The 23,650-nt window shown below is 71.2% G+C and carries 20 protein-coding genes and 1 other RNA gene; 11 read left to right on the forward strand and 10 right to left on the reverse strand.

Annotation, left to right across the window (positions count from 1 at the left end; translation table 11 throughout):
• Positions 1 to 58 precede the first annotated feature (58 nt).
• Complete coding sequence (locus RBR11_RS01930; protein ID WP_308487598.1) at positions 59 to 817, forward strand: zinc ribbon domain-containing protein; 759 nt, start codon at positions 59 to 61, stop codon at positions 815 to 817.
• Between the two features lie 69 nt (positions 818 to 886).
• Here RBR11_RS01930 and RBR11_RS01935 read toward each other — a convergent pair whose 3' ends face one another.
• Positions 887 to 1,726, reverse strand: a complete 840-nt coding sequence (locus RBR11_RS01935) for an aldo/keto reductase (RefSeq protein WP_308487599.1) — start codon at positions 1,724 to 1,726, stop codon at positions 887 to 889.
• A gap of 97 nt (positions 1,727 to 1,823) precedes the next feature.
• Here RBR11_RS01935 and RBR11_RS01940 point away from each other — a divergent pair, with 97 nt between their 5' ends.
• Together RBR11_RS01940 and rnpB are read left to right on the forward strand one after the other, a co-directional pair.
• On the forward strand, positions 1,824 to 3,584 hold the full coding sequence (locus RBR11_RS01940; protein ID WP_308487601.1) for a bifunctional 3'-5' exonuclease/DNA polymerase: 1,761 nt from the start codon (positions 1,824 to 1,826) through the stop codon (positions 3,582 to 3,584).
• Between the two features lie 12 nt (positions 3,585 to 3,596).
• An RNA gene (rnpB, locus tag RBR11_RS01945) (RNase P RNA component class A) lies at positions 3,597 to 3,977 on the forward strand.
• A 61-nt stretch (positions 3,978 to 4,038) separates the two neighbouring features.
• On the opposite strand, the gene ppgK is transcribed toward rnpB, so the two are convergent.
• Positions 4,039 to 4,782 carry a polyphosphate--glucose phosphotransferase gene (gene ppgK / locus RBR11_RS01950; RefSeq protein WP_308487602.1) on the reverse strand — a complete coding sequence of 248 codons (744 nt, stop codon included), beginning with the start codon at positions 4,780 to 4,782 and terminating at the stop codon, positions 4,039 to 4,041.
• 66 nt (positions 4,783 to 4,848) lie between these two features.
• Between ppgK and RBR11_RS01955 the strand changes: the two genes are divergently transcribed.
• The 4 genes from RBR11_RS01955 (at position 4,849) to RBR11_RS01970 (ending at position 9,633) form a co-directional block, all read left to right on the forward strand.
• Positions 4,849 to 5,055, forward strand: a complete 207-nt coding sequence (locus RBR11_RS01955) for an SPOR domain-containing protein (protein WP_308487603.1) — start codon at positions 4,849 to 4,851, stop codon at positions 5,053 to 5,055.
• A 5-nt stretch (positions 5,056 to 5,060) separates the two neighbouring features.
• Complete coding sequence (locus RBR11_RS01960) at positions 5,061 to 6,398, forward strand: glutamine synthetase family protein (RefSeq protein WP_308487604.1); 1,338 nt, start codon at positions 5,061 to 5,063, stop codon at positions 6,396 to 6,398.
• 10 nt (positions 6,399 to 6,408) lie between these two features.
• Positions 6,409 to 9,390: a bifunctional [glutamine synthetase] adenylyltransferase/[glutamine synthetase]-adenylyl-L-tyrosine phosphorylase gene (locus tag RBR11_RS01965; RefSeq protein ID WP_308487605.1), complete on the forward strand. Its 2,982-nt coding sequence runs from the start codon at positions 6,409 to 6,411 to the stop codon at positions 9,388 to 9,390.
• Between the two features lie 63 nt (positions 9,391 to 9,453).
• Positions 9,454 to 9,633: a hypothetical protein gene (locus tag RBR11_RS01970; RefSeq protein ID WP_308487606.1), complete on the forward strand. Its 180-nt coding sequence runs from the start codon at positions 9,454 to 9,456 to the stop codon at positions 9,631 to 9,633.
• A gap of 75 nt (positions 9,634 to 9,708) precedes the next feature.
• Here RBR11_RS01970 and RBR11_RS01975 read toward each other — a convergent pair whose 3' ends face one another.
• A complete protein-coding gene (locus tag RBR11_RS01975; RefSeq protein ID WP_308487607.1) occupies positions 9,709 to 10,149 on the reverse strand; it encodes a hypothetical protein in 441 nt (146 codons plus the stop codon).
• Positions 10,150 to 10,391: 242 nt separating this feature from the next.
• Positions 10,392 to 11,816: a type I glutamate--ammonia ligase gene (gene glnA / locus RBR11_RS01980; protein ID WP_308487608.1), complete on the reverse strand. Its 1,425-nt coding sequence runs from the start codon at positions 11,814 to 11,816 to the stop codon at positions 10,392 to 10,394.
• 166 nt (positions 11,817 to 11,982) lie between these two features.
• Here glnA and RBR11_RS01985 point away from each other — a divergent pair, with 166 nt between their 5' ends.
• Positions 11,983 to 12,411, forward strand: coding sequence for an RDD family protein (locus tag RBR11_RS01985; RefSeq protein ID WP_308487609.1), 429 nt, complete (start codon positions 11,983 to 11,985; stop codon positions 12,409 to 12,411).
• A 9-nt stretch (positions 12,412 to 12,420) separates the two neighbouring features.
• Here RBR11_RS01985 and RBR11_RS01990 read toward each other — a convergent pair whose 3' ends face one another.
• Entirely contained in the window at positions 12,421 to 13,650 is a 1,230-nt protein-coding gene (locus RBR11_RS01990) for a DNA polymerase domain-containing protein (protein WP_308487610.1), read from the reverse strand.
• A gap of 67 nt (positions 13,651 to 13,717) precedes the next feature.
• On the reverse strand, positions 13,718 to 14,224 hold the full coding sequence (locus RBR11_RS01995; protein ID WP_474100269.1) for an ATP-dependent zinc protease family protein: 507 nt from the start codon (positions 14,222 to 14,224) through the stop codon (positions 13,718 to 13,720).
• 1 nt (position 14,225) lies between these two features.
• Between RBR11_RS01995 and RBR11_RS02000 the strand changes: the two genes are divergently transcribed.
• Positions 14,226 to 15,419: a RimK family alpha-L-glutamate ligase gene (locus RBR11_RS02000; RefSeq protein ID WP_308487613.1), complete on the forward strand. Its 1,194-nt coding sequence runs from the start codon at positions 14,226 to 14,228 to the stop codon at positions 15,417 to 15,419.
• Positions 15,420 to 15,493: 74 nt separating this feature from the next.
• Here the strand turns inward: RBR11_RS02000 and RBR11_RS02005 are convergent, their stop codons facing one another.
• Entirely contained in the window at positions 15,494 to 16,204 is a 711-nt protein-coding gene (locus RBR11_RS02005) for a DUF4191 domain-containing protein (protein ID WP_308487614.1), read from the reverse strand.
• A gap of 172 nt (positions 16,205 to 16,376) precedes the next feature.
• Here RBR11_RS02005 and RBR11_RS02010 point away from each other — a divergent pair, with 172 nt between their 5' ends.
• Positions 16,377 to 17,795, forward strand: coding sequence for a hypothetical protein (locus RBR11_RS02010; protein ID WP_308487615.1), 1,419 nt, complete (start codon positions 16,377 to 16,379; stop codon positions 17,793 to 17,795).
• Between the two features lie 8 nt (positions 17,796 to 17,803).
• Here RBR11_RS02010 and sucB read toward each other — a convergent pair whose 3' ends face one another.
• The 3 genes from sucB to RBR11_RS02025 all read right to left on the reverse strand — a co-directional run bounded on the left by sucB (position 17,804) and on the right by RBR11_RS02025 (position 22,465).
• Positions 17,804 to 19,504, reverse strand: a complete 1,701-nt coding sequence (gene sucB, locus RBR11_RS02015; protein ID WP_308487617.1) for a 2-oxoglutarate dehydrogenase, E2 component, dihydrolipoamide succinyltransferase — start codon at positions 19,502 to 19,504, stop codon at positions 17,804 to 17,806.
• 97 nt (positions 19,505 to 19,601) lie between these two features.
• Complete coding sequence (gene lpdA, locus RBR11_RS02020) at positions 19,602 to 20,975, reverse strand: dihydrolipoyl dehydrogenase (RefSeq protein WP_308487618.1); 1,374 nt, start codon at positions 20,973 to 20,975, stop codon at positions 19,602 to 19,604.
• Positions 20,972 to 22,465, reverse strand: a complete 1,494-nt coding sequence (locus tag RBR11_RS02025) for a leucyl aminopeptidase (RefSeq protein WP_308487619.1) — start codon at positions 22,463 to 22,465, stop codon at positions 20,972 to 20,974. Before RBR11_RS02025 ends, lpdA begins: the two co-directional genes overlap by 4 nt.
• A 111-nt stretch (positions 22,466 to 22,576) precedes the next feature.
• Here RBR11_RS02025 and RBR11_RS02030 point away from each other — a divergent pair, with 111 nt between their 5' ends.
• On the forward strand, positions 22,577 to 23,512 hold the full coding sequence (locus RBR11_RS02030) for a proteasome assembly chaperone family protein (RefSeq protein WP_308487620.1): 936 nt from the start codon (positions 22,577 to 22,579) through the stop codon (positions 23,510 to 23,512).
• Positions 23,513 to 23,650 lie beyond the last annotated feature (138 nt).

Raw genomic sequence — 23,650 nt, forward strand, 5'->3', positions numbered from 1 at the left:
CCCGGCGCGGCACGGATCCGGACGCCGCTGAGGTCCCGGCTGGCGTAGGTTGGATCGCGTGAAAGCCAACCCCGCGCACCAGATCGTGCTTCTCGACATCGCCGACATCGATCGCCGCATCGCGCAGTCCGAGCATGCCCGCACGCATCCGGCGCAGGGGGAGCGGATCAACGAGCTCGCCGCGCTCCGTCAGGGGCAGCTGCGCGAGCTCACCGCGCTGTCCGGCAGTCGCGATGACGTGCAGGCCGAGCTGAAGCGCCTGGAGTCGGATGTCGCGCTCGCGACGCAGCGCCGCGACCGCGACGCCGAGCGGCTCGCGGCCACGCAGAACCCGAAGGACGCGGTCGCGCTCGAGCAGGAGATCACGAGCCTGGGCCGGCGGATCAGTGATCTGGAGGACGCCGAGCTCGAGCTCATGGGACGCGCCGAGGACGCGCAGGCGGCCGTCGACGCGCAGCAGGCGCTCATCGATGAGACGGTCGCCGAGGGCACCCGGCTGACCGCGGAGGCCAAGGCTCTGATCGCCGCGGCGACGACCGAGGGCGAGCAGCTCGCACGGGATCGGGTCGCCCTGGTCGACTCGATCGCCCCGTCGCTGATGACCGAGTACCAGCGCCGTGCCGGCCGCACCGCGGGTGCGGCGCTGCTGCGCCGCGCGACGTGCGAGGGCTGCCGCATGGTGCTCTCCGGAACCGATCTGAACGTGATCCGCCAGGCCGCCTCCGACGAGGTCGTGTCCTGCCCGGAGTGCGGCTGCATCCTGATCCGCACCGAGGAGTCCGGGCTGACCCCCAGCAACGTCCCTCAGCCGGCCTGAGGCTCCCACAGCCCGCTTGCTGTGCCTGCGATCCGGTCTCTGAGCCCGTCGAAGGGACGTGGCCGTCCCTCAGAGCTCCTCGTGCGTGAGGGGATCCGCACCCCAGAGCCGTCCGTCCCGGCGGCCGAGCGCGGTGATCGCCGCGATCTCGTCGTCCGAGAGGCGGATCTGGGCGGCGGCCAGATTCAGCGCCTGATGCTCCGGCGACGACGCCTTCGGGATCGCGACCACCCCGCGTGCCGCGTGCCACGCCAGCACGGCCTGTACCGGCGTGATCCCGTGCGCCGCGGCGACCTCGACGATCGCGGGATCCCCGAGGAGTTCGCCGGCCTTGCCCAGCGGACTCCACGCCTCGGTGATGATCCCTTGCGCGCGGTGGTGGTCGAGCGCCTCCTGCTGCGGGAACCTCGGGTGCAGCTCGATCTGGTTCACGACGGGGCGCACGCCGGTCTCGTCCTCGATCCGCTCGAGGTGCTCCGGCAGGAAGTTCGACACGCCGATCTGGCGGACCAGCCCCCGCTCGCGCGCCTCGACCAGCGCCGCCCACGCCTCGACGTACCGGTCGACGCCGGGGTTGGGCCAGTGGATGAGGAGCAGGTCGATCGCGTCGACGCCGAGGCGGAACCGGCTCTCCTCGATCGCGACCAGCGCCCGGTACCGCGCGTGGTGGCGCCCGGGGAGCTTGGTCGTGACGATGAGCTCGGCCCGGTCGACGGCAGCGCCGGAGACGCCCCAGCCCACCGCGCCCTCGTTCTCGTAGCTGAAGGCCGTGTCGATGAGCCGGTAGCCGGTCTCGATGCCGCTGCGCACGGCGTCGGCGCCGGCCTCGCCGCGCAGGCCGTACGTGCCCAGACCCTGGGTGGGCAGGGCGAAGCCGTTGTGGGCGATGAAGGGCGATACGTCGGACATGGGGGCTCCTCTCCGTTTCTCCACGCTAACCGGTGCCCTCGACATCCGCCCCGTCTGCGAGACAAGTCGACACACGCGGGCGGCATCGTGTGGCCGGATGTCGGAGGCGGCGCGTAGGTTCGAAGCCGTGACCGACCCCGCCGCCCCGCACGAGATCGTGCTCGGGCGCGGCGGATCCGCGGGCGCGTGGTGTGCCGTGCTCCTCGACGACCGCGGTGCGGAGGTCGCTCGCGAGGACCTCGCCGAAACGTCCCTGCCGGCATTCATCTCGGAGCGGGAGCGGACCGCTCGTCCGCGCTGGGTGGTCCGCAGCCTGCGCGAGGTCTATCCGCCGTTACTCGCCGAGGGCGTGCGTATCCGCCGCGCGCACGATCTGCTGCTCTGCCACGCGATCCTGCGCGACACCGCCGGCCTCGCGGCGCCGATCCCCGCCTCGGCCCGCTGGCTCCGCGTGGATCCGATGTCGATCCCGGTGAAGATGCCGGCGCTGTTCTCCCTGCACGACGTGTCCGCGTCGGCGGACCCGGATCGCCCCGACGAGATCGAGGAGCTGCTCGCCGAGCACTCCCGCCAGCGCGAGGCTCTCGAGCGCGCTCCCGACGGCCGTCTGGCGCTGCTCTGCGCCGCCGAGTCCACGGGCGCGCTCATCGCGGAGGAGATGACCGCGGCCGGGCTGCCGTGGAGCACCGCCGTGCATCAGCGGCTGCTCGTCGAGGCCCTCGGACCGCGCCCCGCCGCCGGTGGAAGGCCGATCCGGATGGCCGAGCTCGCGGCCACGATCTCGGAGGCGCTCGAGGATCCGTCGGTCAATCCCGACAGCCCGCCGCGGCTGCTGAAGTCCCTGCGGCGCGCGGGGATCGTCGTGGATTCGACCTCGCGCTGGGAGCTGCGCGAGATCGAGCACCCCGTGGTGGAGCCGCTGCTCGCGTACAAGAAGCTGGCCCGGCTGTTCGCCGCGAACGGCTGGGGCTGGCTCGCCGAGTGGGTGCACGACGAGCGGTTCCGGCCGATCTATCTGACCGGAGGCGTCGTGACCGGGCGTTGGGCGTCCAGCGGCGGGGGAGCCCTGCAGATCCCGCGGAGCCTGCGCCCCGCTGTCCGCGCCGACGACGGCTGGGCGCTCGTCTGCGCCGACGTCGCCCAGCTGGAGCCGCGCGTGCTCGCTGCGATGTCGCGAGACGGCGCGATGGCGGGCGCGGCCCGCGGTGCCGACCTGTATCAGGGCGTGGTGCGCTCCGGCGCGGTGCAGACCAGGGAGGAGGCGAAGTACGCCGTGCTCGGCGCGATGTACGGCGCGACGACCGGGCCGAGCGGGATGCTCGGGCCACGATTGCGCAGCGTGTTCCCGCGGGCGATGGCGCTCGTCGACGGCGCCGCGAAGACCGGCGAGGACGGCGGTGTCGTCTCGACGCTCCTCGGCCGCAGCTCGCCGCGTCCCGACGCGGCATGGACGACCGCGCAGTCCCGCGCGAGCGACCCCGAGGCGGACGGATCCGACGAGCGGTTCGCGCGCAGCAGGGCGAGGGATCGGGGTCGGTTCACCCGCAACTTCGTCGTGCAGGGCACGGCGGCCGAATGGTCGCTGCTCTGGCTCGCCGAGATCCGGCATCGGCTGTCCGCCCTCCCTGAGGCGAAGGTCCCTGCCGAGGCGTCGGGCCCGGTCTTCGCCCGCCGCGCCCACCTCGCCTTCTTCCTGCACGACGAGGTCATCGTGCACACCCCGGCCGAGCTCGCCGAGGACGCCGCCAGTGCGGTGCAGGACGCGGCCGACGCCGCCACCCGCCGGCTGTTCCCCGGCTTCGAGATCGACATCCCCCTGGACCTGCGCATCGCCGAGGACGCCGGCAAGTCCTCGTAGACTGGATCCGAACGGGTCGGCCGGACGGTCGCGTGGCGGGAGACCGCACCGAGGAACGTCCGGGCTCCACAGGGCAGGGCGGTGGGTAACACCCACCCGGAGCAATCCGCGAGACAGTGCCACAGAGAGAAGACCGCCCCGTTGCTTCTTCGCGAGTCGAGGGATCGATGGGGTAAGGGTGAAAGGGTGGTGTAAGAGACCACCGGGGGCCGTGGTGACGCGGCCCGCCAGGTAAACCTCGCCCGGAGCAAGGCCAGACAGGGGATGATGACGCGGCTCGCCGAGTCCCCGGGTAGGCCGCTGGAGCGGCGCGGCAACGCGTCGCCGAGAGAGATGACCGTCGATGGGGCTCCGGCCCCGGAACAGAACCCGGCGTACAGGCCGGCCCGTTCATCCACGCGAAGAGGCCCGGCGCTGCAGAAGAGCAGCGCCGGGCCTCTCGGCGTTCCGGGCGTCAGCCTGCGGCGAGCGAGGCCGCGCCGATGATGCCGGACGAGTTGCGGTGCGTGGCCGCGACGATCGGGGTCTTCAGGTCCAGCAGCGGCAGGAACTTCTCTGGGTGCTTGGAGACGCCGCCGCCGACGACGAACAGGTCGGGGCTGAACAGGAACTCGACGTGCGAGTAGTACTCCTGCAGCCGCGCCGTCCACTCCTCCCAGGACAGGTTCTCCCGCTCCATCGCGGAGTACGCGCACCATTTCTCGAACGAGTCCCGGTCGCGCCAGAGGTGGCCGAGCTCGGTGTTCGGCAGCAGCACGCCGTTGTACAGGAACGCGGATCCGATGCCGGTGCCGAGCGTCGTCAGGATGGTCAGGCCCTTCGCATCCGTCGCGGAGCCGTGGCGCACCTCGGCGATGCCGGCGGCGTCGGCATCGTTCACGAACGTGATCTGGCGGCCGAGCCCGTCCTCGAAGAACTTCTCCGCCTCGAAGCCGATCCAGTCCTTCGAGATGTTGGCCGCGGACAGCGTCCTGCCGTTCTTCACGATGGCGGGGAACGCGACGCCCAGGGGCAGCGAGGAGTCGGCCACGCCCAGCGTGGAGAGCACCTCCTTGACGGCCTCGAGGACGTCGGCGGGCGCCGCTCCCTCCGGGGTCGGGATCCGGATCCGATCCGATTCCAGGGTGCCGCGCTTGAGGTTCACGAGGCCGGCCTTGATGCCGGTTCCGCCGATGTCCACACCGATCGCTTTTGCCATGCGCCCCAGCCTAGCGAGAGGGTGCCGCGACAGTAGGATCGTGACAGGCCCAGCGGAGGAGACGCGATGTCCGGCGAGAACAAGTACTGGTACAACAGCACGACCGGTGAGGTCGAGTTCGGCTTCGAGTCGCCGGCCCCCGATCGCATCGGGCCGTTCGACACGGCCGAGGAGGCCGCCCGCGCGCCCGAGGTGCTCCAGGAGCGCGCGAAGGCGTGGGCCGACGAGGATGCGGCCGAGGACGACTGGGGTTCGAAGGGCGACGAGGGTTGAGCGGCATGGACAAGCAGCGCGACTTCGTGCTGCGCACGATCGAGGAGCGCGGCGTCAAGTTCGTCCGGCTCTGGTTCACCGACGTCATCGGCACGCTGAAGTCCGTGGCGATCGCGCCGGCCGAGGTCGAGGGCGCCTTCGCGGAGGGTATCGGCTTCGACGGATCCGCGATCGAGGGCCTCACCCGCACCTTCGAGTCCGACCTGCTCGCCCAGCCGGATCCCACGACCTTCCAGATCCTGCCGTGGCGCGGCGAGATCGACCCGACCGCCCGGATGTTCTGCGACCTGACCACGCCCGACGGGCGCCCCGCGGTCGCGGACCCGCGGCACGTGCTCAAGCGGACCCTCGCCAAGGCCGCGGACGCCGGGTTCACGTTCTACACGCACCCCGAGATCGAGTTCTACCTGCTGAAGTCGTCGCAGTACGGTCCGGAGGGGCCGGTGCCGGTGGACTCCGCCGGCTACTTCGACAACGTCCCCGGCGGCACTGCGCACGACTTCCGTCGTCGCTCGGTGCGTATGCTCGAGGACCTCGGGATCTCGGTCGAGTACAGCCATCACGAGGGCGGGCCGGGTCAGAACGAGATCGACCTGCGCTACGCCGACGCGCTGACCACCGCCGACAACATCATGACCTTCCGCACGGTGATCAAGGAGGTCGCGATCGAGCAGGGCGTGTACGCGACGTTCATGCCGAAGCCGCTCAGCCACCATCCCGGCAGCGGCATGCACACGCACATGTCCCTGTTCGAGGGCGACATGAACGCGTTCTTCGAAGAGGGCGCGAAGTACCAGATCTCGCGCACCGGACGGCAGTTCATCGCCGGCCTGCTGCGGCACGCGAACGAGATCTCCGCGGTCACGAACCAGTTCGTGAACTCGTACAAACGGCTCTGGGGCGGCGACGAGGCGCCGAGCTTCGTCACCTGGGGGCACGCCAACCGCTCGGCACTCATCCGGGTGCCGATGTACAAGCCGAACAAGGGCCAGTCCACGCGCATCGAGTACCGCGCGCTCGACTCCGCGACGAACCCGTATCTCGCCTACGCGCTCATGCTCGCGGCGGGTCTGAAGGGCATCGAGGAGGGCTACGAGCTGCCGCCCGAGGCCGAGGACAACGTGTGGTCGCTGAGCGACGCCGAACGCCGTGCGCTGGGCTACGCGCCGCTGCCGGCGAGCCTCGACCACGCCCTCGAGTACATGGAGGAGTCGGAGCTCGTCGCCGAGACCCTCGGGGAGCAGGTCTTCAACTACGTGCTGCTGAACAAGCGCAAGGAGTGGGAGGCGTACCGCGGCCAGGTGACGCCGTTCGAGCTCAAGAGCAACCTCGAGCTGCTCTGATCGGGGTGCAGTGCCCCGCTCGGACGATTCCCTCTCGCTGACCGCGCTCGCGCGCCTCGGCTTCGTCGGGCTGTCCGGCGCCGCCGCGGGGCTGCGCGAGCTGTCCGAGCTCACCGGGATCCCGGTGCCCGACCTCGTCGAGGGGCTGGTAAGCGCGGATCCGGACGCCGCCCTCGCCGGGCTCATCCGGGTGGGCCGGCGGGATCCTGATGCGCTCATCGCCGTGCTCCGGGGCGAGGGATCGCGGGCGCGTGCCTGGCGGGTGTTCGGGGCGTCCTCCGGCCTGGGCCGGTTCTTCGAGCGCCGTCCGGCACAGCTCGACGTCCTCACCGAGGATCGGGAGGCGCTGCCCGCCGCCGCCGAGCTCCGCGACGACCTCCTCCGGGCGATCGGCGCCGCGGACGGCTTCGCGCGGTCCGGCGACGACCAGGCGCGGATCGGGTTGCGGGTCGCCTATCGGCGGGCGATCGCCGGCATTGCGGCGTGGGATCTCGCGGCCGCGGATCCGGTCGCCGCCGTCGACGCCGTGACCGCGGCCCTGGCCGACGCGGCGTCGGCCGCGCTGGAGGCCTCGCTCGCGATCGCGCGCACCGTGGTCGCCGGCGGATCCGCGGACGCCCGACGCGAGGTCGCGCTCACCGAACTCGCCATCATCGGAATGGGCAAGACCGGGGCGCGCGAGCTGAACTACGTCAGCGACGTGGACGTCATCTTCGTCGCAGGCACCGCCGACGAGGAGGTCCTCCCCGAGGCGCGCGCGATCGACATCGCGACCCGGCTCGCCCGGGAGACGATGCGCGGCCTGGCCGGGATCGAGGCCGAGCCGCCGCTCTGGGAGGTCGACGCCGCGCTGCGCCCCGAGGGCAAGCAGGGCGCACTCGTGCGCTCGCTCTCCTCGCACGTCGCCTACTACGACCGGTGGGCGAAGAGCTGGGAGTTCCAGGCGCTGCTCAAGGCGCGCGCGATCGCCGGCGATGCTGCGCTCGGACGTCGCTACATCGAGGCCGTGCAGCCCAAGGTCTGGTCGAGCGCCGCGCGCGAGGACTTCGTCGGCAGTGTGCAGCGCATGCGCGAGCGCGTCACCGAGCACATCGACCCCGACGACGTGCCGTACCAGCTCAAGCTCGGCCCGGGCGGCCTGCGCGACATCGAGTTCACCGTGCAGCTGCTGCAGCTCGTGCACGGGCTCACGGATCCCGACATCCGCACGCAGGGGACGCTCGAGTCCCTCGACGCTCTCGTCTTCGGCGGCTACATCGGCCGCGCCGAGGCGGGGCTGTTCGCGCACGACTACCGGGTGCTCCGACTCGTCGAGCACCGGCTGCAGCTGCGCGAGATGCAGCGCACGCATCTCGTGCCGAGGGACGACGACGCCCGCCGCATCCTCGCCCGGGCGACCGGGCTCGCCGAGACGGCGGACGGGATCTGGAAGGTCTGGGAGGACGTGCGCCGAGAGGTGCGCGACCTGCACACCCGGCTGTTCTACCGGCCGCTGCTGAGCGCCGTGGCATCGCTGCCCGAAGAGGAGCGGGTGCTCTCGACGGATCAGGCGCACGACCGCCTCGCCGCGATCGGCTTCCGGGATCCGGCCGGCGCGCTCCGCCACATCGGCGCGCTCACGAGCGGGCTCAGCCGCAAGACCACGATCCAGAAGCACCTCATGCCGGTCATGGTGCGCTGGTTCGCGGACGGAACGGATCCCGACTACGGGCTCGTCGCGTTCCGCCGGATCAGCGAGCGGCTCGGCGACACCCCGTGGTTCCTGCGGATGCTGCGCGACTCCTCCGGCGCGGCCGAGCGGCTCACCCGGGTGCTGTCCACGTCGCGGTACATCGGCGAGCTGATGGAGTGGATCCCCGAGTCCGTCGCCTGGCTGGAGAGCACCGAGCAGCTCACGCCCCGCCCGTGGCAGGCACTCGACGAGGAGGCGCGCGCGATCCAGACCCGGCACGACACGATCGTCGACGCGATGCGGTCGGTGCGGGCGCTGCGCCGCCGCGAGCTGCTGCGCGCGGCGATGGGAGCGGTGCTCGACGTCCTCACGATCGACGACGTGGCCGTCGCGCTCACCGAGATCACCGAGGCGACGATCCAGGCCGCGCTGCGGGCGGTCCGCCGTGACGTCGTGCCGTCCGAGGACGACGCGCTCGACTTCTCCGTCATCGCGATGGGCCGCTTCGGCGGCGCGGAACTCGGGTTCGGATCCGACGCGGACGTGCTGTTCGTCTACGACGCGAACGGCGTGGATCCGCAGCGCGCCCAGCAGCTCTCGGCGCGTATCGTCGCGGGGCTCAGGGAGCACCTGGCCGACCACCGACTGCCCCTCGATCTCGACGCCGACCTGCGCCCCGAAGGCCGCAACGGTCCGCTCGTGCGCAGCTTCGACGCCTACGCCGCGTACTACGAGCGCTGGTCGCTGTCGTGGGAGGCGCAGGCGCTGCTGCGCGCGCGTGGCGTCGCCGGCAGCCACAAGCTCATCGACCGGTTCATGACGCTGGCGGACGGCGTCCGCTACCCCGAAGCGCTCGATCTGGCGTCGCTCCGCGAGATCAAGCGGATCAAGGCGCGGGTGGAGGGGGAGCGGCTGCCGCAGGGCGTTGATCCCCGCCGGCACCTCAAGCTGGGCCCCGGAACGCTCAGCGATGTGGAGTGGCTGATCCAGATCGTGCAGCTGCAGCACGCGCACGCCGTGCCGGCGCTGCGAACGACCTCGACCTTGAGCGCTCTGAGCGTGGCCGTCGAAGCGGGGTTCGTGCCTGCGCCGGCAGGCGAGCGGCTGGAGGAGGCGTGGCGGCTGTCCAGCCGGCTGCGCTCCGCGATGACCCTGTTGACCGGCCAGACGAAGGATGTCCTGCCGGTCGACGTCCGCGAGCTCGACGGCGTCGGCCGGATCCTCGGTTATCCCGACCGCGCCGCGAGCGCCCTCGAGGACGATTACCTCGGCGTGACCCGCCGCGCCCGCCGCGACTTCGAGAAGCTGTTCTACGGCTGAGCGGGTCTCGTCCGGAAGTCAAGCCCCTTTCCTCCGACCGTCGGCGCATCTAGCGTGCCTGAGATGAGCACGGTGGATCCGGCGCTGGGCGCCGCAGGGGATGGGTCGGACTGGGCGGGCGCGGTGGCCAGGCACTGGCACCCGTACGTTCCCAGCCCGGAGACGAAGGCGCGCATGGACGCCCTGGAACGACGGGGAGGCAAGCCGGTTCCGATCCCCAGCTCACCGCCGCTCGGCGGGTGAGAGGCAGCACGGTGCCCGCCCCCGAAAGGGAGCGGGCACCGGGGTCCTGCTCGGCCGAAGGGCCTGCGCGTCGGCTCAGCCCTCGGCGTCGTTCGATCCGCCGGACTTCTGACCGCCGTCGTGACCGCCGTGGTGGTGGTGCGGCATGGCGGCGTCAGCGGTGACCGTCGTGTAGTCCGCGCTCACCTCGAACCGGGTCCGGGTGGAACCGGATGTGACGACGACGTCGAACGAGCCGTCCGCGTCCTTCCACGACCGCTTCACCGTGGCCCCCGGGTCCTTCGCGGTGACGGCCGCGGTGACCTTCGCCAGTTCATCGGCGGAGAGCGCCGTGTGCTGCCGGTCGCCCTTGCCCGTGCGGCCGTGGTGCGTGCCGGCATGGCCCGCACTGCTGCCGGTGCTGGGAGACGGGCTCGGCAGGGTGGCGGCGCTGGCGACGGCGGCAGTCCCGCCGGCGAGGGCGAGTGCGACCGCCACGGTCGCCGCGGTGTAGCCGATGCGCTTGCTGACCTTCATAGAGGGGGTTCCTTCCGATCGGATCGCGCGGCATGCGCCAGGCGACTCGATCGAGTGTGCACAGCGAAGATGTCCCCGCCCTATCGGTCGGATGAGCGCCCGGTGGGAGAACGATGTGCGTGCCGTGACCGCCATCGACGGCGGCCGGCCCGTCCCGCCCGAACGGGACGGAGCCCCCGTCCTGCTCGGGGGAACGCAGGACGGGGGCTCCGTGGTCTCAGGCCGGCGTGAACCGGGGCCGTTCAGACGCCGTAGTACAGCTCGTACTCGTACGGGTGCGGGCGCTGGGCCATCGGCAGGATCTCGTTGTTGTACTTGTAGTCGATCCAGGTCTGGATGAGCTCCTCGGTGAACACGCCGCCCTCGAGCAGGAAGTCGTGGTCGTTGCGGAGCGCCTCGAGCGAGTCCAGGAGCGAGTTCGGCACCTGGGGGATGTTCTTGGCCTCCTCCGGCGGGAGCTCGTAGAGGTCCTTGTCGATCGGCTCCATCGGCTCGATGCGGTTGCGGATGCCGTCCAGGCCCGCCATCATCTGCGCGGCGAAGGCGAGGTACGGGTTGCCCGAGGCATCCGGCACGCGGAACTCGATGCGCTTGGCCTTCGGGTTCGAGCCGGTCAGCGGGATGCGGATCGCCGCGGAGCGGTTGCCGGCGGAGTACGCCAGGTTCACGGGGGCCTCGAAGTGCTTCACCAGACGGTGGTAGCTGTTCAGCGAGGGGTTGGTGAAGGCGAGCACGGCGTGGGCGTGCTTGAGCAGGCCGCCGATGTACCAGCGGGCGATGTCGCTGAGCTGGCCGTAGCCGTTCTCGTCGAAGAACAGCGGCTCGCCGTCGAGCCACAGCGACTGATGGGTGTGCATGCCCGAGCCGTTGTCGCCGTACAGCGGCTTCGGCATGAACGTGACCGTCTTGCCCCAGGCCTCGGCCGTGTTCTTGATGATGTACTTGAACTTCAGGATGTCGTCGGCCGCGTGCACCATGGTGTCGAAGCGGTAGTTGATCTCCTGCTGACCGGCCGTGCCGACCTCGTGGTGCGAACGCTCGAGGTGGAAGCCCGCGTCGATCAGGCGCAGCGTCATGTCGTCGCGGAGGTCGGCGGTCTTGTCCACCGGCGCGACGGGGAAGTAGCCGCCCTTGAACGGGGTCTTGTTGGCGAGGTTACCGCCCTCCTCCTCGCGACCGCTGTTCCACGCGGCCTCCTCGGAGTCGACCTTGTAGAAGCTCTCCCCGGCGGTGACCGAGTAGCGCACGTCGTCGAAGATGTAGAACTCGGCCTCGGGAGCGAAGTACGCGGTGTCCGCGATGCCGGTCGAGGCGAGGTACTTCTCCGCCTTCTTGGCGACCTGGCGCGGGTCCTTGCTGTAGATCTCGCCCGTGCGCGGGTTGTAGATGTCGAACACCATGACGAGCGTGCTCGCCTCGCGGAACGGGTCGACGTAGGCCGTGGTCACGTCCGGGATGAGCTGCATGTCAGACTCGTGGATCGACGCGAAGCCGCGGATCGAGGATCCGTCGAAGAGCTGGCCGTTCACGAAGAAGTCCTCGTCGACCGTGGCCGCCGGGATGTTGAAGTGCTGCTGCACGCCGGGGAGGTCGGTGAACCGGATGTCGAGGAACTTGATGTCGTTGTCGCGGATGTAGGCGAGCACTTCAGCGGGAGAGGTGAACATTCATGAACTCCTGAGGGAACGGGTGCGGTCGAGCGACCTGCAAGCAGGTTACGGGGGAGGGATGACGTCGCCGTGTCTGGAATGTTTCCGGCGTGTTACGGGCCGGGGCGGATCCGCTGGGCGTGCGGCGCAGGGGACGAACGGCCCGGTCGCCTAGGCTGGAGGGATGTCCGATCCCGCGCAGAAGTTCCCCGGCGAACGCCTCGGCCTCCCGCAGACGGGGCCGGGCAGCATCGGACGGATCGGCCGGCGGATCGCCGCCCTCGCGATCGACTACGTCGCCGCGACGATCATCGCGAGCGCGTTCCTCGGGTTCCGTCAGTTCGATCTGCCGAAGGAGGCGGGGCTCACGCAGTTCGCGCCGATGATCGTGTTCGCGGTGCTGCAGATCCTGTTCATCCCCACGATCGGCGGCAGCCCCGGCCATCGCATCGTCGGGATGCGCCTGGTCATGCTGAACGGCACGTGGGTGGGGCTCTGGCGCCCCATCGTGCGCACCCTGCTGCTCGTGTTCGTCATCCCGGCCGTCGTCTTCGACGCGGATCAGCGCGGGCTGCACGACAAGGCGGTCGGGACCGTTCTGATCCGCGCGTAGCGCTCTTCCTCATCCCCGCGGGTCGGTGGCGCGCCCGGCCCACGGATCGTAGTCCGCGATCAGCCGCTCCTGGGCGGGCCGAGCCTCCTCCGGAACGTGCTGCAGATTCACCCGGACGCGGTACCAGAGCGAGCTCGAGCCGCGCATGCCGTCCACCAGGACGTCCGCAGGTTGCAGGAGCGCCGCGACCTCCGGGTGCTGTCCGCGCCATGTCTCCACGGCCGCCAGGGACTCGGGCTTCGTCTTCGTGCGGGCGATCTCGATCAGCGGCATCGTCGAGACGCGGCGGCCCGTTCCGTCCGAGCCGCGGGGAGGCTTCTCCGCCGGGCCGAGTTCGTCCGCGAGGGCGAGCAGTCCGGACAGCGATCCGACCGAGGCGTCGATCCCGGCATGCGGATCGCCGATCTCCGCGTACCGCGCGAGCACCGTCCGCATCGTGAACTCCTCGGGCCGGCGCAGCCGCAGCTCGTCCCATCCGAGCGGGGTGGAGACGCGGGCATCCGGAAGCGGTCGGATCGAGTAGGCGGAGGCCACGGTCCGGTCCTTGGCGTTCTGGTTGAAGTCCACGAACACGCTCTCGCCGCGCTCCTCCTTCCACCACCGGGCCGTGGCGAGCCCCGGCGCGCGGTTCTCGACCTCCCGCGCCGCCGTCTGCGCAGCGAGACGGACCGCGGCGAAATCCTCCTCGGGACGGATCCGGGTGAGGATGTGGATCCCCCGGGACCCGCTCGTCTTCGGCCACCCGGCGAGGCCGTGGTCTTCGAGCACATCGCGCACGACGAACGCGACATCGACGAGCTGCGACCAGTCCACGCCGGGCATCGGGTCGAGGTCGACGCGGAGCTCGTCCGGGTGCTCCAGGTCGGAGGCCTGCACCGCGTGCGGGTTGAGATCGAGGCAGCCGAGGTTAGCGACCCACGCGAGACCGGCGGCATCCGTCACGACCGCCTCCTCTGCCGACCGGCCAGAGGCGTAGTGGAGCACCGCTGTGCCGATGTAGTCCGGATGCGCTCCGACGCGCTTCTGGAAGAACGGCTCCGCGTCGATGCCCTTGACGAAGCGCTTGAGCACCATCGGCCGGCCGCCGGCACCGCGCAGCGCTCCGTCCGCGACCGCGAGGTAGTACGTGACGATGTCGAGCTTCGTGATCCCGGCGCGGGGGAAGACGACCTTGTCGGGATGCGAGACCCGCACGGGAAGGCCCTCGACATCGACGAACGTCTCCGCTCTGCCTGTCATCCCTCCACGCTAGACGGCGGAGGATGCCGTGGCCAGGGGCGCGTGCCGGCGGGTGGCTGCGCGCGCCTCAGACCTCTTCGTGGCCGCGGTTGATCCGCCGGAACGTCTTCGGAGCCTTGCCGCCCAGGAACGAGCGCGCGGGGTCGATCGCGAAGCCCTGACGCAGCGCCTCCCGGCCGATCAGCATCCGGAACCCCATCTCGCTGCGGTTGCTGAGCGTGACCTCCGCCGTGATCCGCTTCCCGACGAGGATCAGGTCGAGGAGGACGACGAGTCGGCTCTGCGCGTGTCCCGACGACGAGCGGACGTCGCGGCGGTCGAACACCGGCAGCTCCACGGGGACGAACTCGTGCGCGCCCTGCCACGGGCGCACGTCGAAGCGCACCCAGGGGATCCCGTCCCGCTCGAACTCGTGGATGTGCTGCGCGTGCAGGGAGGAGCTGCGGGCGCCGGTGTCGATCTTGGCCTTGATCCACGGAATTCCGACGTCGGGGAGGGTCACCCACTCGCGCCACCCGATAAGGGTGCTTGAATTGGGAGATCGGTCCACACACACATCCTGGCAGGAAATCACCGTGAAGCTCGCCGTGCTCTCGCGCGCCCCGCAGTCGTACTCCACCCAGCGCCTCCGTGCCGCCGCGATCCAACGCGGCCACCAGGTCAAGGTGCTGAACACCCTGCGGTTCGCGATCGATCTCACGTCGGACGAACCCGATCTGCACTTCCGGGGCCGCCGGCTCAGCGATTACGACGCGATCCTGCCCCGGATCGGCAACTCGATCACCTATTTCGGCACCGCCGTGGTCCGCCAGTTCGAGCAGATGGACGTGTACACGCCGAACACCGCGAACGGCATCTCCAGCGCACGCGACAAGCTCCGCGCGAACCAGATCCTGTCCCGGCACAACATCGCCATGCCGCCGACCGCCTTCGTGCGGAACCGGCTCGACGTGCGACCGGCGATCGAGCGCGTCGGCGGCGCGCCCGTCGTGATCAAGCTGCTCGAGGGCACGCAGGGGATCGGCGTGATCCTCGCCCCGCAGGTCAAGGTCGCCGAGGCGATCATCGAGACGCTGCACTCCACGAAGCAGAACGTTCTGATCCAGAAGTTCATCTCCGAGAGCCGGGGGCGCGACATCCGGGCCCTCGTCGTCGGCGACCGCGTCGTCGCGGCGATGCGCCGCGTCGCGAACGGCGACGAGTTCCGCTCGAACGTGCACCGCGGCGGCACCGTCCAGGCCGTCACGCTCGACCCGGTGTACGAGCAGACGGCGGTGCGCGCGGCGCAGATCATGGGCCTGCGCGTGGCCGGCGTCGACATGCTCGAGGGCGAGGACGGGCCGCTCGTGATGGAGGTCAACTCCTCGCCGGGCCTGCAGGGGATCGAGGCCGCCACGGGGCTCGACGTCGCCGGCGCCATCATCGACTACATCGCGAACCAGGTGAACTTCCCCGAGATCGACGTGCGCCAGCGCCTCAGCGTCTCGACCGGCTACGGGGTCGCCGAGCTCGTCATCCACGCGGGTGCGGAGCAGGTCGGCAAGCAGCTGGGCGAGCTCGGGCTCTGGGACCGCGACATCACGGTGCTCACACTGCATCGGGGCGTGACGGTCATCCCGAACCCCCGCAAGCACGTGGTGCTCGAGGACGAGGACCGCCTGCTCTGCTTCGGCAAGCTCGACGAGATGCGCTCGATGATCCCCGAGCGGCGCCGGCGCAGGGCGAAGGTGCGCAAGCTCCCGAAGGACGCGCGGCCGGACGCACCCTGACCGGCCCCGCGGACACGAAGAAGCGGTCGGACCCCTGGAGTCCGACCGCTTCTTCGTGTCTGAGCGCGTGCGGGTCAGCGCGGACGCGGGGCGCGGGCCTTGAGCGGATCGATGCCCTTCGGGATCGGCATCGACGCGAGGGACTGCGACACGGACTCCATGCGCTTGATCACGGCGGCCATCGTGGCGTTGTCGATCGCCTTGGGCAGCTTCTTGACCGTGGCTGCGAGCTTGTCGATCGAGATGTCGCCCTCGCCGTGCCCGACGTAGAGCACGGTCACGGGCACACCCTGGGCGACGCGCAGCGCCTTGGTCTTCTCGTCGTTGACGAGGCGGGTGAGGCGACCGCGGGCTCCCTCGGCGACGACGACGATGCCGCCGCGGCCGATCGCGCGGTAGACGGCGTCCTGCGTCTTCGGGTTGACGCCCACGGGCATGTCGGAGCCCTGCCAGTTGCGGCCGAGGGCGGTGCTGAGCACGTGTCCGGCAGCGCCCGGCATGCCGTCGATCTTCCGGTACATGGCGGTCGTCGAGAGGCGCGTCATGAGGAACATCGCGCCGAGGACGCCGGCCAGCAGACCGGTGATGCCCCACAGCACCAGGCTCCAGATCTGGAATGGGGGGATCAGGTAGCCGACGATGAGACCGACGAGGACGCCGGCGATCAGGATCGCGATCTGAGCCCAGGGAAGCCACGGGTAGTACTCCCGCGTGAACCCGAACAGCGAGCGCAGCTGCGAGAAGAGGCCCTGCCGCTTCTCGGGCGTCGAAGGAGTTTTTGCCATGCCTTCCAGCCTACCGAGTCCGGCGAGCACGCGAGTCCCTGTGGCGCTTCTGGTCGGTGGGATCTCGCTCTGAGTTTCGTGGTGGTCCTGCACCGGAGGGCGACCCCGTCCGTTCTGCACCGATTGCGGGCCGGTGTCCCCGAGGTGAGGGTCTCGGGCGTGGGATGGGGCCATGACCCAGCACAGCACAGTCGCGGCGTTCGCCGCCGCGCACAGGACCGTCCGCGCCCTCGCCGACGGGGAAGGGCCCTTCGCGGGGGAGCTCGTCACGGTCGGCGACGGCGTCTGCGTGCGCGCGGATGCGGCCGGCCTGGCCGGGTGGCCCGGCTGGCGGTTCGCGGGCGCGGAGCACGTCGCAGGGCCGCGCGATCTCGCGCTGCGCGAGGACGGGCAGGATGTGCTGCTGCCCTGGTGCGTGCGGACCGGCGATGCCTTCCTCGCGCAGAGCACCGCTGCCGGTCCGATCGCGAACGGCGAGGCGGTCACCCTCACCGTCAGCGTGCTGCGCGGTCTGGCCGAGCTGGGCGACGATCCGGACCTCACCGGCCGGTGGTGGCTCACCGACGAGGCACGGCCGATGTTCGTGCTGGGCGCAGGGGAGACGCCGCTGGACGCGAGCGCCCGGCTGCTCCGCGCGCTCGAGGAGCGGACCGAGGATCGGGCTCTGAGCCGGCTGCTCGCCCGCCTGGTCGCCGCGTTCGACGAACCGCGCCGGCTGCAGGCGGAGGCCGAGCGGTGGGAACGGGAGCTGCTGGAGATCGCGGCGCCGCGTCCGCTGCACGTGCCGGACGAGATGGATCAGGTCGCGGCGCTGCAGGTCGCCGAGCCCCTGCGGCGGGCCGATCGGGCGCTGCGACGGCGGGATCTGCGCGGGGCGCGACGCGTGGCGCTTCCGCGGGTGCGATCCCTCCCGCCCTCCGGGCCGCCGTGGTGGGCGCGGATCGACCGGCTCCTGGCTGCTCTCGCGACCCTGCGGGTGGCGGGTCCCAGTGCCGCCGCGCGCGTCGCCCGCCCGCCTGCTGTGACCACGCGGAAGCGTTGGACGGGGCCCGCGATCGTCGCCGTCACAGCGGCCGCCGTGATCGCCGTCGCCGGAGCGCTGTGGCCGTCCGGGACGGCGACCCCGCCGGCCGACGCCCTGGAACGAGGGGCCTCGGCGACGGCCGAGCCGGCGCGTCCGAAGCCCGCACCGACGCCGGGAGGCTCGGAGTCCGCATCGCCCGACCCTGCGGCGGCGCCGATGCCGCCATCGCAGAGCGACGCCGCACGCACGCCGGGCGCGTCGAAGCAGCAGGACCCGCTCAAGGCCGCCGCCGAGCTGATCGCCTCCGCCCGGACGTGCGAGGGCGGGCACGCCCCCGGATGCGACCGCGTCTGGGACGGCGGATCCTCTGCAGTACGACCGGTGCGCGGTGCGGGCGCCGCTCCGACGCTGATCGAGGACTACGGGGACATCGCCGCGGTGCGGACCACGGGCGAGGACCGCGCGCAGATGATCGTGATCATCCGCAGAGACGACGGATGGCGGATCCGCGACGTGTACGACATCGCGGATCCGCCATCCGGTGGGGCAGGAGCCCCGGCGTCATGAACCCTGGATCAGGCGCCGAGCTGCGCGGCGAAGTCCGCCGACTCGAGACGGGCCTTGACCGCCGACAGGAATCGTGCGGCGTCCGCACCGTCGATGATGCGGTGGTCGTACGACAGCGCGAGGTAGACGTAGGACCGCACGGCGATCGCCTGCTGGCCGTCGACCGTGACCACGCCGGGGCGCTTCACGACCGTGCCGGTGCCGAGGATCGCGGACTGCGGCAGGAACACGACGGGGGTGTCGAACAGCGCGCCACGCGAACCGGTGTTGGTCAGCGTGAACGTGCCGCCGGCGAGCTCGTCGGGCTTCAGCTTGTTGTCGCGGGTGCGCGCGGCGAGATCGGCGATCTCGTGCGCGATCTGCGCGATGTTCTTCGAACCCGCGTCGCGCAGCACCGGGGTGAGCAGCCCGCGTTCGGTGTCGACCGCGATCGAGATGTTCTCGGTGGCGGGGTACACGATGTCGGTGCCGTCGACCGTCGCGTTCACGACCGGGAACTCCTGCAGCGCCTCGGCGGCGGCCAGGGCGAAGAACGGCAGGAACGACAGCTTGTCGCCGGTCTTCTGCTGGAACGAGCCCTTCACGCTGTCGCGGTAGTCGGACAGGCGGGTCACATCGACCTCGACGACCGTGGTCAGCTGAGCGGTCTGCTGCATCGACGCCACAGCGCGCTCGGCGAGGACCTTGCGCAGACGCGACATCGGCTGCGTCGTGCCGCGCAGCGCCGAGATCTCGCGGGGCTTCGGCGCGGCGGGGGCCGCGGCGGGAGCAGCAGCGGCCGGGGCGGCGGCGGCAGTGAGGACGTCCTCCTTGCGGATGCGTCCGCCGACACCGGTGCCGGTCAGGGAGGCGAGGTCGACGCCCTTCTCGGCGGCGAGACGGCGCACCAGCGGCGTCACGTACAGCGAGTCCGAACCGGAGTCCGCGACGGGGGCGGCCGGAGCAGCGGCGGCCGGGGCGGGTGCAGCTACCGGAGCGGGCGCGGCGACCGGAGCGGGCGCGGCGACCGGAGCGGGCGCGGCGACCGGAGCGGGGGCAGCAGCCGGGGCGGGCGTCGCCGTGGGAGCCGGGGCAGCAGCGGGAGCGGCAGCCGGAGCGGCGGGGGCGCCGCTGCCGATGCGGGCGAGGACCGCGCCGACGGCGATGGTCTCGTCCTCCGCGGCGACGATCTCCTGCAGGACGCCGGCGACCGGCGACGGGATCTCCGTGTCCACCTTGTCGGTCGAGATCTCCAGCAGCGGCTCGTCGACGGCCACATCGTCGCCGACCTGCTTCAGCCAGCGCGTGACGGTGCCCTCGGTGACGCTCTCGCCCAGCTCGGGGAGACGCACCTCGGTCGCGTCGGAGCTCGTGGTGGCGGCGGCCGGCGCGGCGGGAGCCTCGGCGGCAGGAGCCGGAGCCTCGGCGGCCGGGGCGGCCTCGGCAGCAGGGGCGGCCTCGGCAGCGGGAGCGGCCGGAGCCGCGGCGCCCGAGCCGTCGCCGATGCGGGCGAGGATCGCGCCGATCTCGACGGTCTCGTCCTCGGCGACGAGGATCTCCTCGATCACGCCGCTGATCGGCGAGGGGATCTCGGTGTCCACCTTGTCGGTCGAGATCTCGAGCAGGCCCTCGTCGGCCTGGACGGTCTCGCCGACCTGCTTGAGCCAACGGGTCACAGTGCCCTCGGTGACGCTCTCGCCGAGGGCGGGAAGGACCACAGGTGTGCTCATGACGGAGTCTCCTTAAGGAAGTACGTGATGGTGTTCAGCTTAGCGGGCAAGTGGGTGTCTGACCCAGCATTGATTTCCACGATGCGCAATATTTATTTCACATCGCGTGAAGAGGCTTGCCGGAAAGTGCGAGGAATGCCTCGCCGAGAGCCTCGCTCTGCGTCGGGTGCGCGTGGATCAGCGGCGCGATCTCCTCCGGGTGCGCCTCCCAGCTCACGGCGAGCTGACCCTCGGTGATGAGTTCGCCGACGCGGTCGCCGAGCAGGTGCACGCCCAGGACCGGACCGTCCTTCTGCCGGACGACCTTGACCAGGCCCCCGGTGCCGATGATCTCGCTCTTGCCGTTGCCTGCGAGGTTGTACTCGTAGGCAACGACGGCATCGGCCCCGTGCTCCTCGATCGCGGCGGCCTCCGTGACGCCGACGGAGGCGACCTCGGGGCTGCAGTAGGTCACCCGGGGGATCTGCGCGTCCGGGACGACGGCGGGGCTCAGGCCCGCGATCCGCTCGGCGACCGCGATACCCTGCAGGAAGCCGCGGTGCGCGAGCTGCAGGCCGGGCACGATGTCGCCCACCGCCCATACGTGCTCCACGTTCGTGCGCAGCTCGGGATCCGTGAGCACGAAGCCGCGGTCCATCGCGACCCCGGCCTCTTCGAATCCGGTGCCCGCGGTGGCGGGGCCGCGGCCGACCGCGACGAGCAGGTAGTCGGCCTCGTACGTCGTGCCGTTCTCGAGCGTCACCGTCACGGCGTCCGCGGTCTGCGTGGCGCCGGCGAAGCGCACTCCGAGCGAATACGCGATGCCGCGGCGGCGGAACGCGCGCTCGAGGCCCTTGCTCAGCGCGATGTCCTCATTCGGGGCGAGGTGGTCGAGCGCCTCGACGATCGTGACCTCCGCGCCGAACGAGCGCCACACGCTCGCGAACTCGACGCCGATCACGCCGCCGCCGAGGATCACGACGCGCTGCGGGACCTCCTCGAGCGCGAGCGCCTGCTCGCTGGTGAGGATCCGCCCGCCGATCTCCAGACCGGGCAGCGAGCGGCTGTACGACCCCGTCGCCAGGATCACGTCGGCACCGGCGTACACGTCCTCGCCCACGGTGACCGTACGGTCCGCCTGCAGCACACCCGTGCCGGGCACGACCGTGATGCCGCGCGCCTTCACCAGGCCCTCGAGGCCCTTGTACTTCTTCGCGACGATGCCCTCGCGGTACGCGCGGACGCCGGCCGGGTCGATCCCCTCGAACGCCGCGCCGACGCCGTACTTCGCGGCGTCGCGGACGTTCTCGGCGACCTCGGCGGAGTGCAGCAGCGCCTTGGTCGGGATGCAGCCGCGGTGCAGGCAGGTGCCGCCGACCTTGTCCTTCTCGATCAGGGCGACGGTCTTGCCGAGCTCGGCCGCGCGCAGCGCCGCGGCATAGCCGCCGCTGCCGCCGCCGAGGATCACGATGTCGAAGGTGTGCGCGGTCATGCCTGGACTCCGTTCGCGGTGGATCCGTTCGCGCGGGATTCGGCGAACGCGACCAGCGTCCGCACGATCGCACCGGTGGCGCCCTTGTCGGTGAAGCCGTAGGGGGCGCCCTTGTGCTCCGACGAGCCGGCGATGTCGAGGTGCGCCCAGGGGATCCGCGGCGCGTCCTTCTCGTCCGAGGTGCGGCCCACGAAACGGCGCAGGAACAGGCCGGCGAACAGCGATCCGCCCGCGGGGTCGCCGATCTTCGCGTTCACCATGTCGGCGATCGGGGACTTCAGCTCCTCCTCCATGTGCTCGGGAAGCGGCATCGGCCACGCGGCCTCGCCGGTCGCGGAGGCGGCTGCGAGCACCTCCTGCACGGTCGCGTCGTCGCCGAACACGCCGGTGTGGCGCATGCCGAGGGCGACGATGATCGCGCCGGTCAGGGTGGCCACATCGAGGATGACGTCGGGCTTCTCCCGGCTCGCGGCGACCAGGCCGTCGCCGAGGACCAGGCGGCCCTCCGCGTCGGTGTTGAGGACCTCGACGGTCTGGCCGTCGAGCAGGCGGAGGACGTCGCCGGGCCGGATCGCGGTGCCCGACGGCATGTTGTCGGCGATGCAGAGGAACGCCGTCATCCGGACCGGCAGACCGAGTGCGGCGACCGCGCGGGTGGCGGCGAGGATGCTCGCCGCGCCTGCCATGTCGGTCTTCATCCCGACCATACTCGCCGCCGGCTTGAGCGAGAGGCCACCAGTGTCGAAGGTGATGCCCTTGCCGACCAGAGCGACGTGGGAGACCGCGTCAGCGGGGGAGTAGTCCAGGCGGACGAGCCGCGGCGGACGAGCCGAGCCCTGCCCGACGCCGAGGATGCCGCCGTAGCCGCCGTCGGCGAGGGCGCTCTCGTCGAGGATCTCGACCGCGACGTCGAGGCCGTCGACGGCCCGGGTCGCCTGCTCGGCGAGGTCGGACGGCCCGAGCCATTCGGCGGGGGTGGTCACCAGGTCGCGGGTCAGGGCGACGGCGTCGGCCAGCACGCGGGCGCGCTCCGCGTCGGCGTCGGAGATCTCGGCGTGCAGGATCGCGGTCGCGGCGCGGCGCGGCTGCTCCGACAGGCGGTAGTCGTCGAAGCGGTAGCCGCCCAGCAGCGCTCCCTCCGCGGCGGCCGCGGCGAACGGCGCGACGGCGTCGGCCAGGAGCACCGACACGCGCTCGAACCCGGTGAGGGTGCGCAGCGCGGTGCCGACCGCCTCGCGGACCGCGTCCGCATCCGGAGCGGATCCGGCGCTGACCACGGCGACCGGGACATCGGCGACCTCGGGCGCCGGGATCCGCGAGAAGCCGCAGGCCTTGCCGGTGAAGCCGACCGCGGTGAGCGCCGTATGCACGGAGTGGAATGGAGCCAGATCGGCCGGGGTGTCGGTGAAGCCGGCGACGACGAGCACGACCGCATCCGCGTTCGCGTCCGCCGGAGCGCCTGTCGAGAGCTCGAGCGCAGGAGACGTCATGGCTCCCATCCTAGGTTCGCGGGCATCCGCGGCGGGGCGCGCCCGGCGGCGCGTGTTCGCTTTCAGCGCTCTTCGGATCCGTGCGGCGGGACCGACTCGTAGCATGGGGGTATGCCCATCTCCGGAGAGATCCACGAACACGTCGCCCGAACCGGCGCCGTGCCGTCCGGCCTGCCACTGGTCATCCTGCTGACCGGGTTCACCGACGCGGGATCGGCGGTGTCCGGTCTGATCGACCACCTCATGGAGACGACGGATCCGGAGCCGCTGATCGTCTTCGACAACGACGTCCTCCTCGACTATCGGGCCCGGCGCCCGGTGCTCACCTTCGACCAGGACCACATCGTCGAGCTGCGCCCCGCGCGGCTCGAGCTGTCTCTGGCGCACGACGCGCTGGGCCGGCCCTTCCTGCTGCTGGCCGGCTACGAGCCGGACTTCGCCTGGAACGCCTTCGCCGACGTGGTCCTCGACTTCGCGGCCGAGCACGAGGTCTCCACGGTCACCTGGGTGCACTCGATCGCGATGCCGGTGCCGCACACCCGCCCGATCGGGGTCACGGTGAGCGGCAACCGCGCCGACCTCATCGCCGCGCACTCGGTGTGGCGACCGCGGACGCAGGTGCCCGGCACCGCCGGTCACCTCCTCGAGTTCCGCTTCGTGCAGAGCGAGCGGAGCGTCGCGAGCTTCGTCCTGCTGATCCCGCACTACCTCGCCGACACGGAGTACCCGGACGGCGTGCTCACCGCGGCGGAGAAGGTGATGGCCGCCACCGGCCTGGTGCTGCTGACCGACTCGCTGCGCGAGCAGCGCGCCGGCTACCTCGAGCGGGTCGACGAGCAGGTCGCCGGCAATGAGGAGCTCGGTCAGATGGTGCGCACGCTCGAGCACCGCTATGACGCGTACATGGCCGGTCTCGACGTCGAGGGCGACGAGCAGGGGCAGTTCGACGAGGGATCCCTGCCGAGCGCCGACGAGCTCGCCGCCGAGCTGGAGCGGTTCCTCGCCTCTCGCCCGAACAGCGACGACGACAAGAACGGTCTGACCTGACCCCTCCGTCCGGATCGGGTCGTTCAGCTTCCTCGGAGTCGGAAGCCCAGGAGTGTGACATACTTATTGCACGACCCGTTGTCAAGCGGTCATCCGAGAGGATGCGGACTTGACAAGGGTCTTACTAGTGTCCGAAAT

It is taken from the genome of Microbacterium capsulatum, assembly GCF_030865425.1.
Lineage (GTDB): Bacteria > Actinomycetota > Actinomycetes > Actinomycetales > Microbacteriaceae > Microbacterium > Microbacterium capsulatum.

Bases quoted from the DNA above. Each gene is read 5' to 3' on its own strand.
- RBR11_RS01935 (WP_308487599.1), bottom strand. From the start codon at position 1,726: ATGTCCGACGTATCGCCCTTCATCGCCCACAACGGCTTCGCCCTGCCC.
- RBR11_RS01960 (WP_308487604.1), top strand. From the start codon at position 5,061: ATGGACAAGCAGCGCGACTTCGTGCTGCGCACGATCGAGGAGCGCGGC.
- ppgK (WP_308487602.1), bottom strand. From the start codon at position 4,782: ATGGCAAAAGCGATCGGTGTGGACATCGGCGGAACCGGCATCAAGGCC.
- RBR11_RS01985 (WP_308487609.1), top strand. From the start codon at position 11,983: ATGTCCGATCCCGCGCAGAAGTTCCCCGGCGAACGCCTCGGCCTCCCG.
- RBR11_RS01990 (WP_308487610.1), bottom strand. From the start codon at position 13,650: ATGACAGGCAGAGCGGAGACGTTCGTCGATGTCGAGGGCCTTCCCGTG.
- lpdA (WP_308487618.1), bottom strand. From the start codon at position 20,975: ATGACCGCGCACACCTTCGACATCGTGATCCTCGGCGGCGGCAGCGGC.
- RBR11_RS01940 (WP_308487601.1), top strand. From the start codon at position 1,824: ATGTCGGAGGCGGCGCGTAGGTTCGAAGCCGTGACCGACCCCGCCGCC.
- RBR11_RS02030 (WP_308487620.1), top strand. From the start codon at position 22,577: ATGCCCATCTCCGGAGAGATCCACGAACACGTCGCCCGAACCGGCGCC.
- RBR11_RS01970 (WP_308487606.1), top strand. From the start codon at position 9,454: ATGAGCACGGTGGATCCGGCGCTGGGCGCCGCAGGGGATGGGTCGGAC.
- RBR11_RS01975 (WP_308487607.1), bottom strand. From the start codon at position 10,149: ATGAAGGTCAGCAAGCGCATCGGCTACACCGCGGCGACCGTGGCGGTC.
- RBR11_RS02025 (WP_308487619.1), bottom strand. From the start codon at position 22,465: ATGACGTCTCCTGCGCTCGAGCTCTCGACAGGCGCTCCGGCGGACGCG.
- RBR11_RS02005 (WP_308487614.1), bottom strand. From the start codon at position 16,204: ATGGCAAAAACTCCTTCGACGCCCGAGAAGCGGCAGGGCCTCTTCTCG.
- glnA (WP_308487608.1), bottom strand. From the start codon at position 11,816: ATGTTCACCTCTCCCGCTGAAGTGCTCGCCTACATCCGCGACAACGAC.
- sucB (WP_308487617.1), bottom strand. From the start codon at position 19,504: ATGAGCACACCTGTGGTCCTTCCCGCCCTCGGCGAGAGCGTCACCGAG.
- RBR11_RS02010 (WP_308487615.1), top strand. From the start codon at position 16,377: ATGACCCAGCACAGCACAGTCGCGGCGTTCGCCGCCGCGCACAGGACC.
- RBR11_RS01955 (WP_308487603.1), top strand. From the start codon at position 4,849: ATGTCCGGCGAGAACAAGTACTGGTACAACAGCACGACCGGTGAGGTC.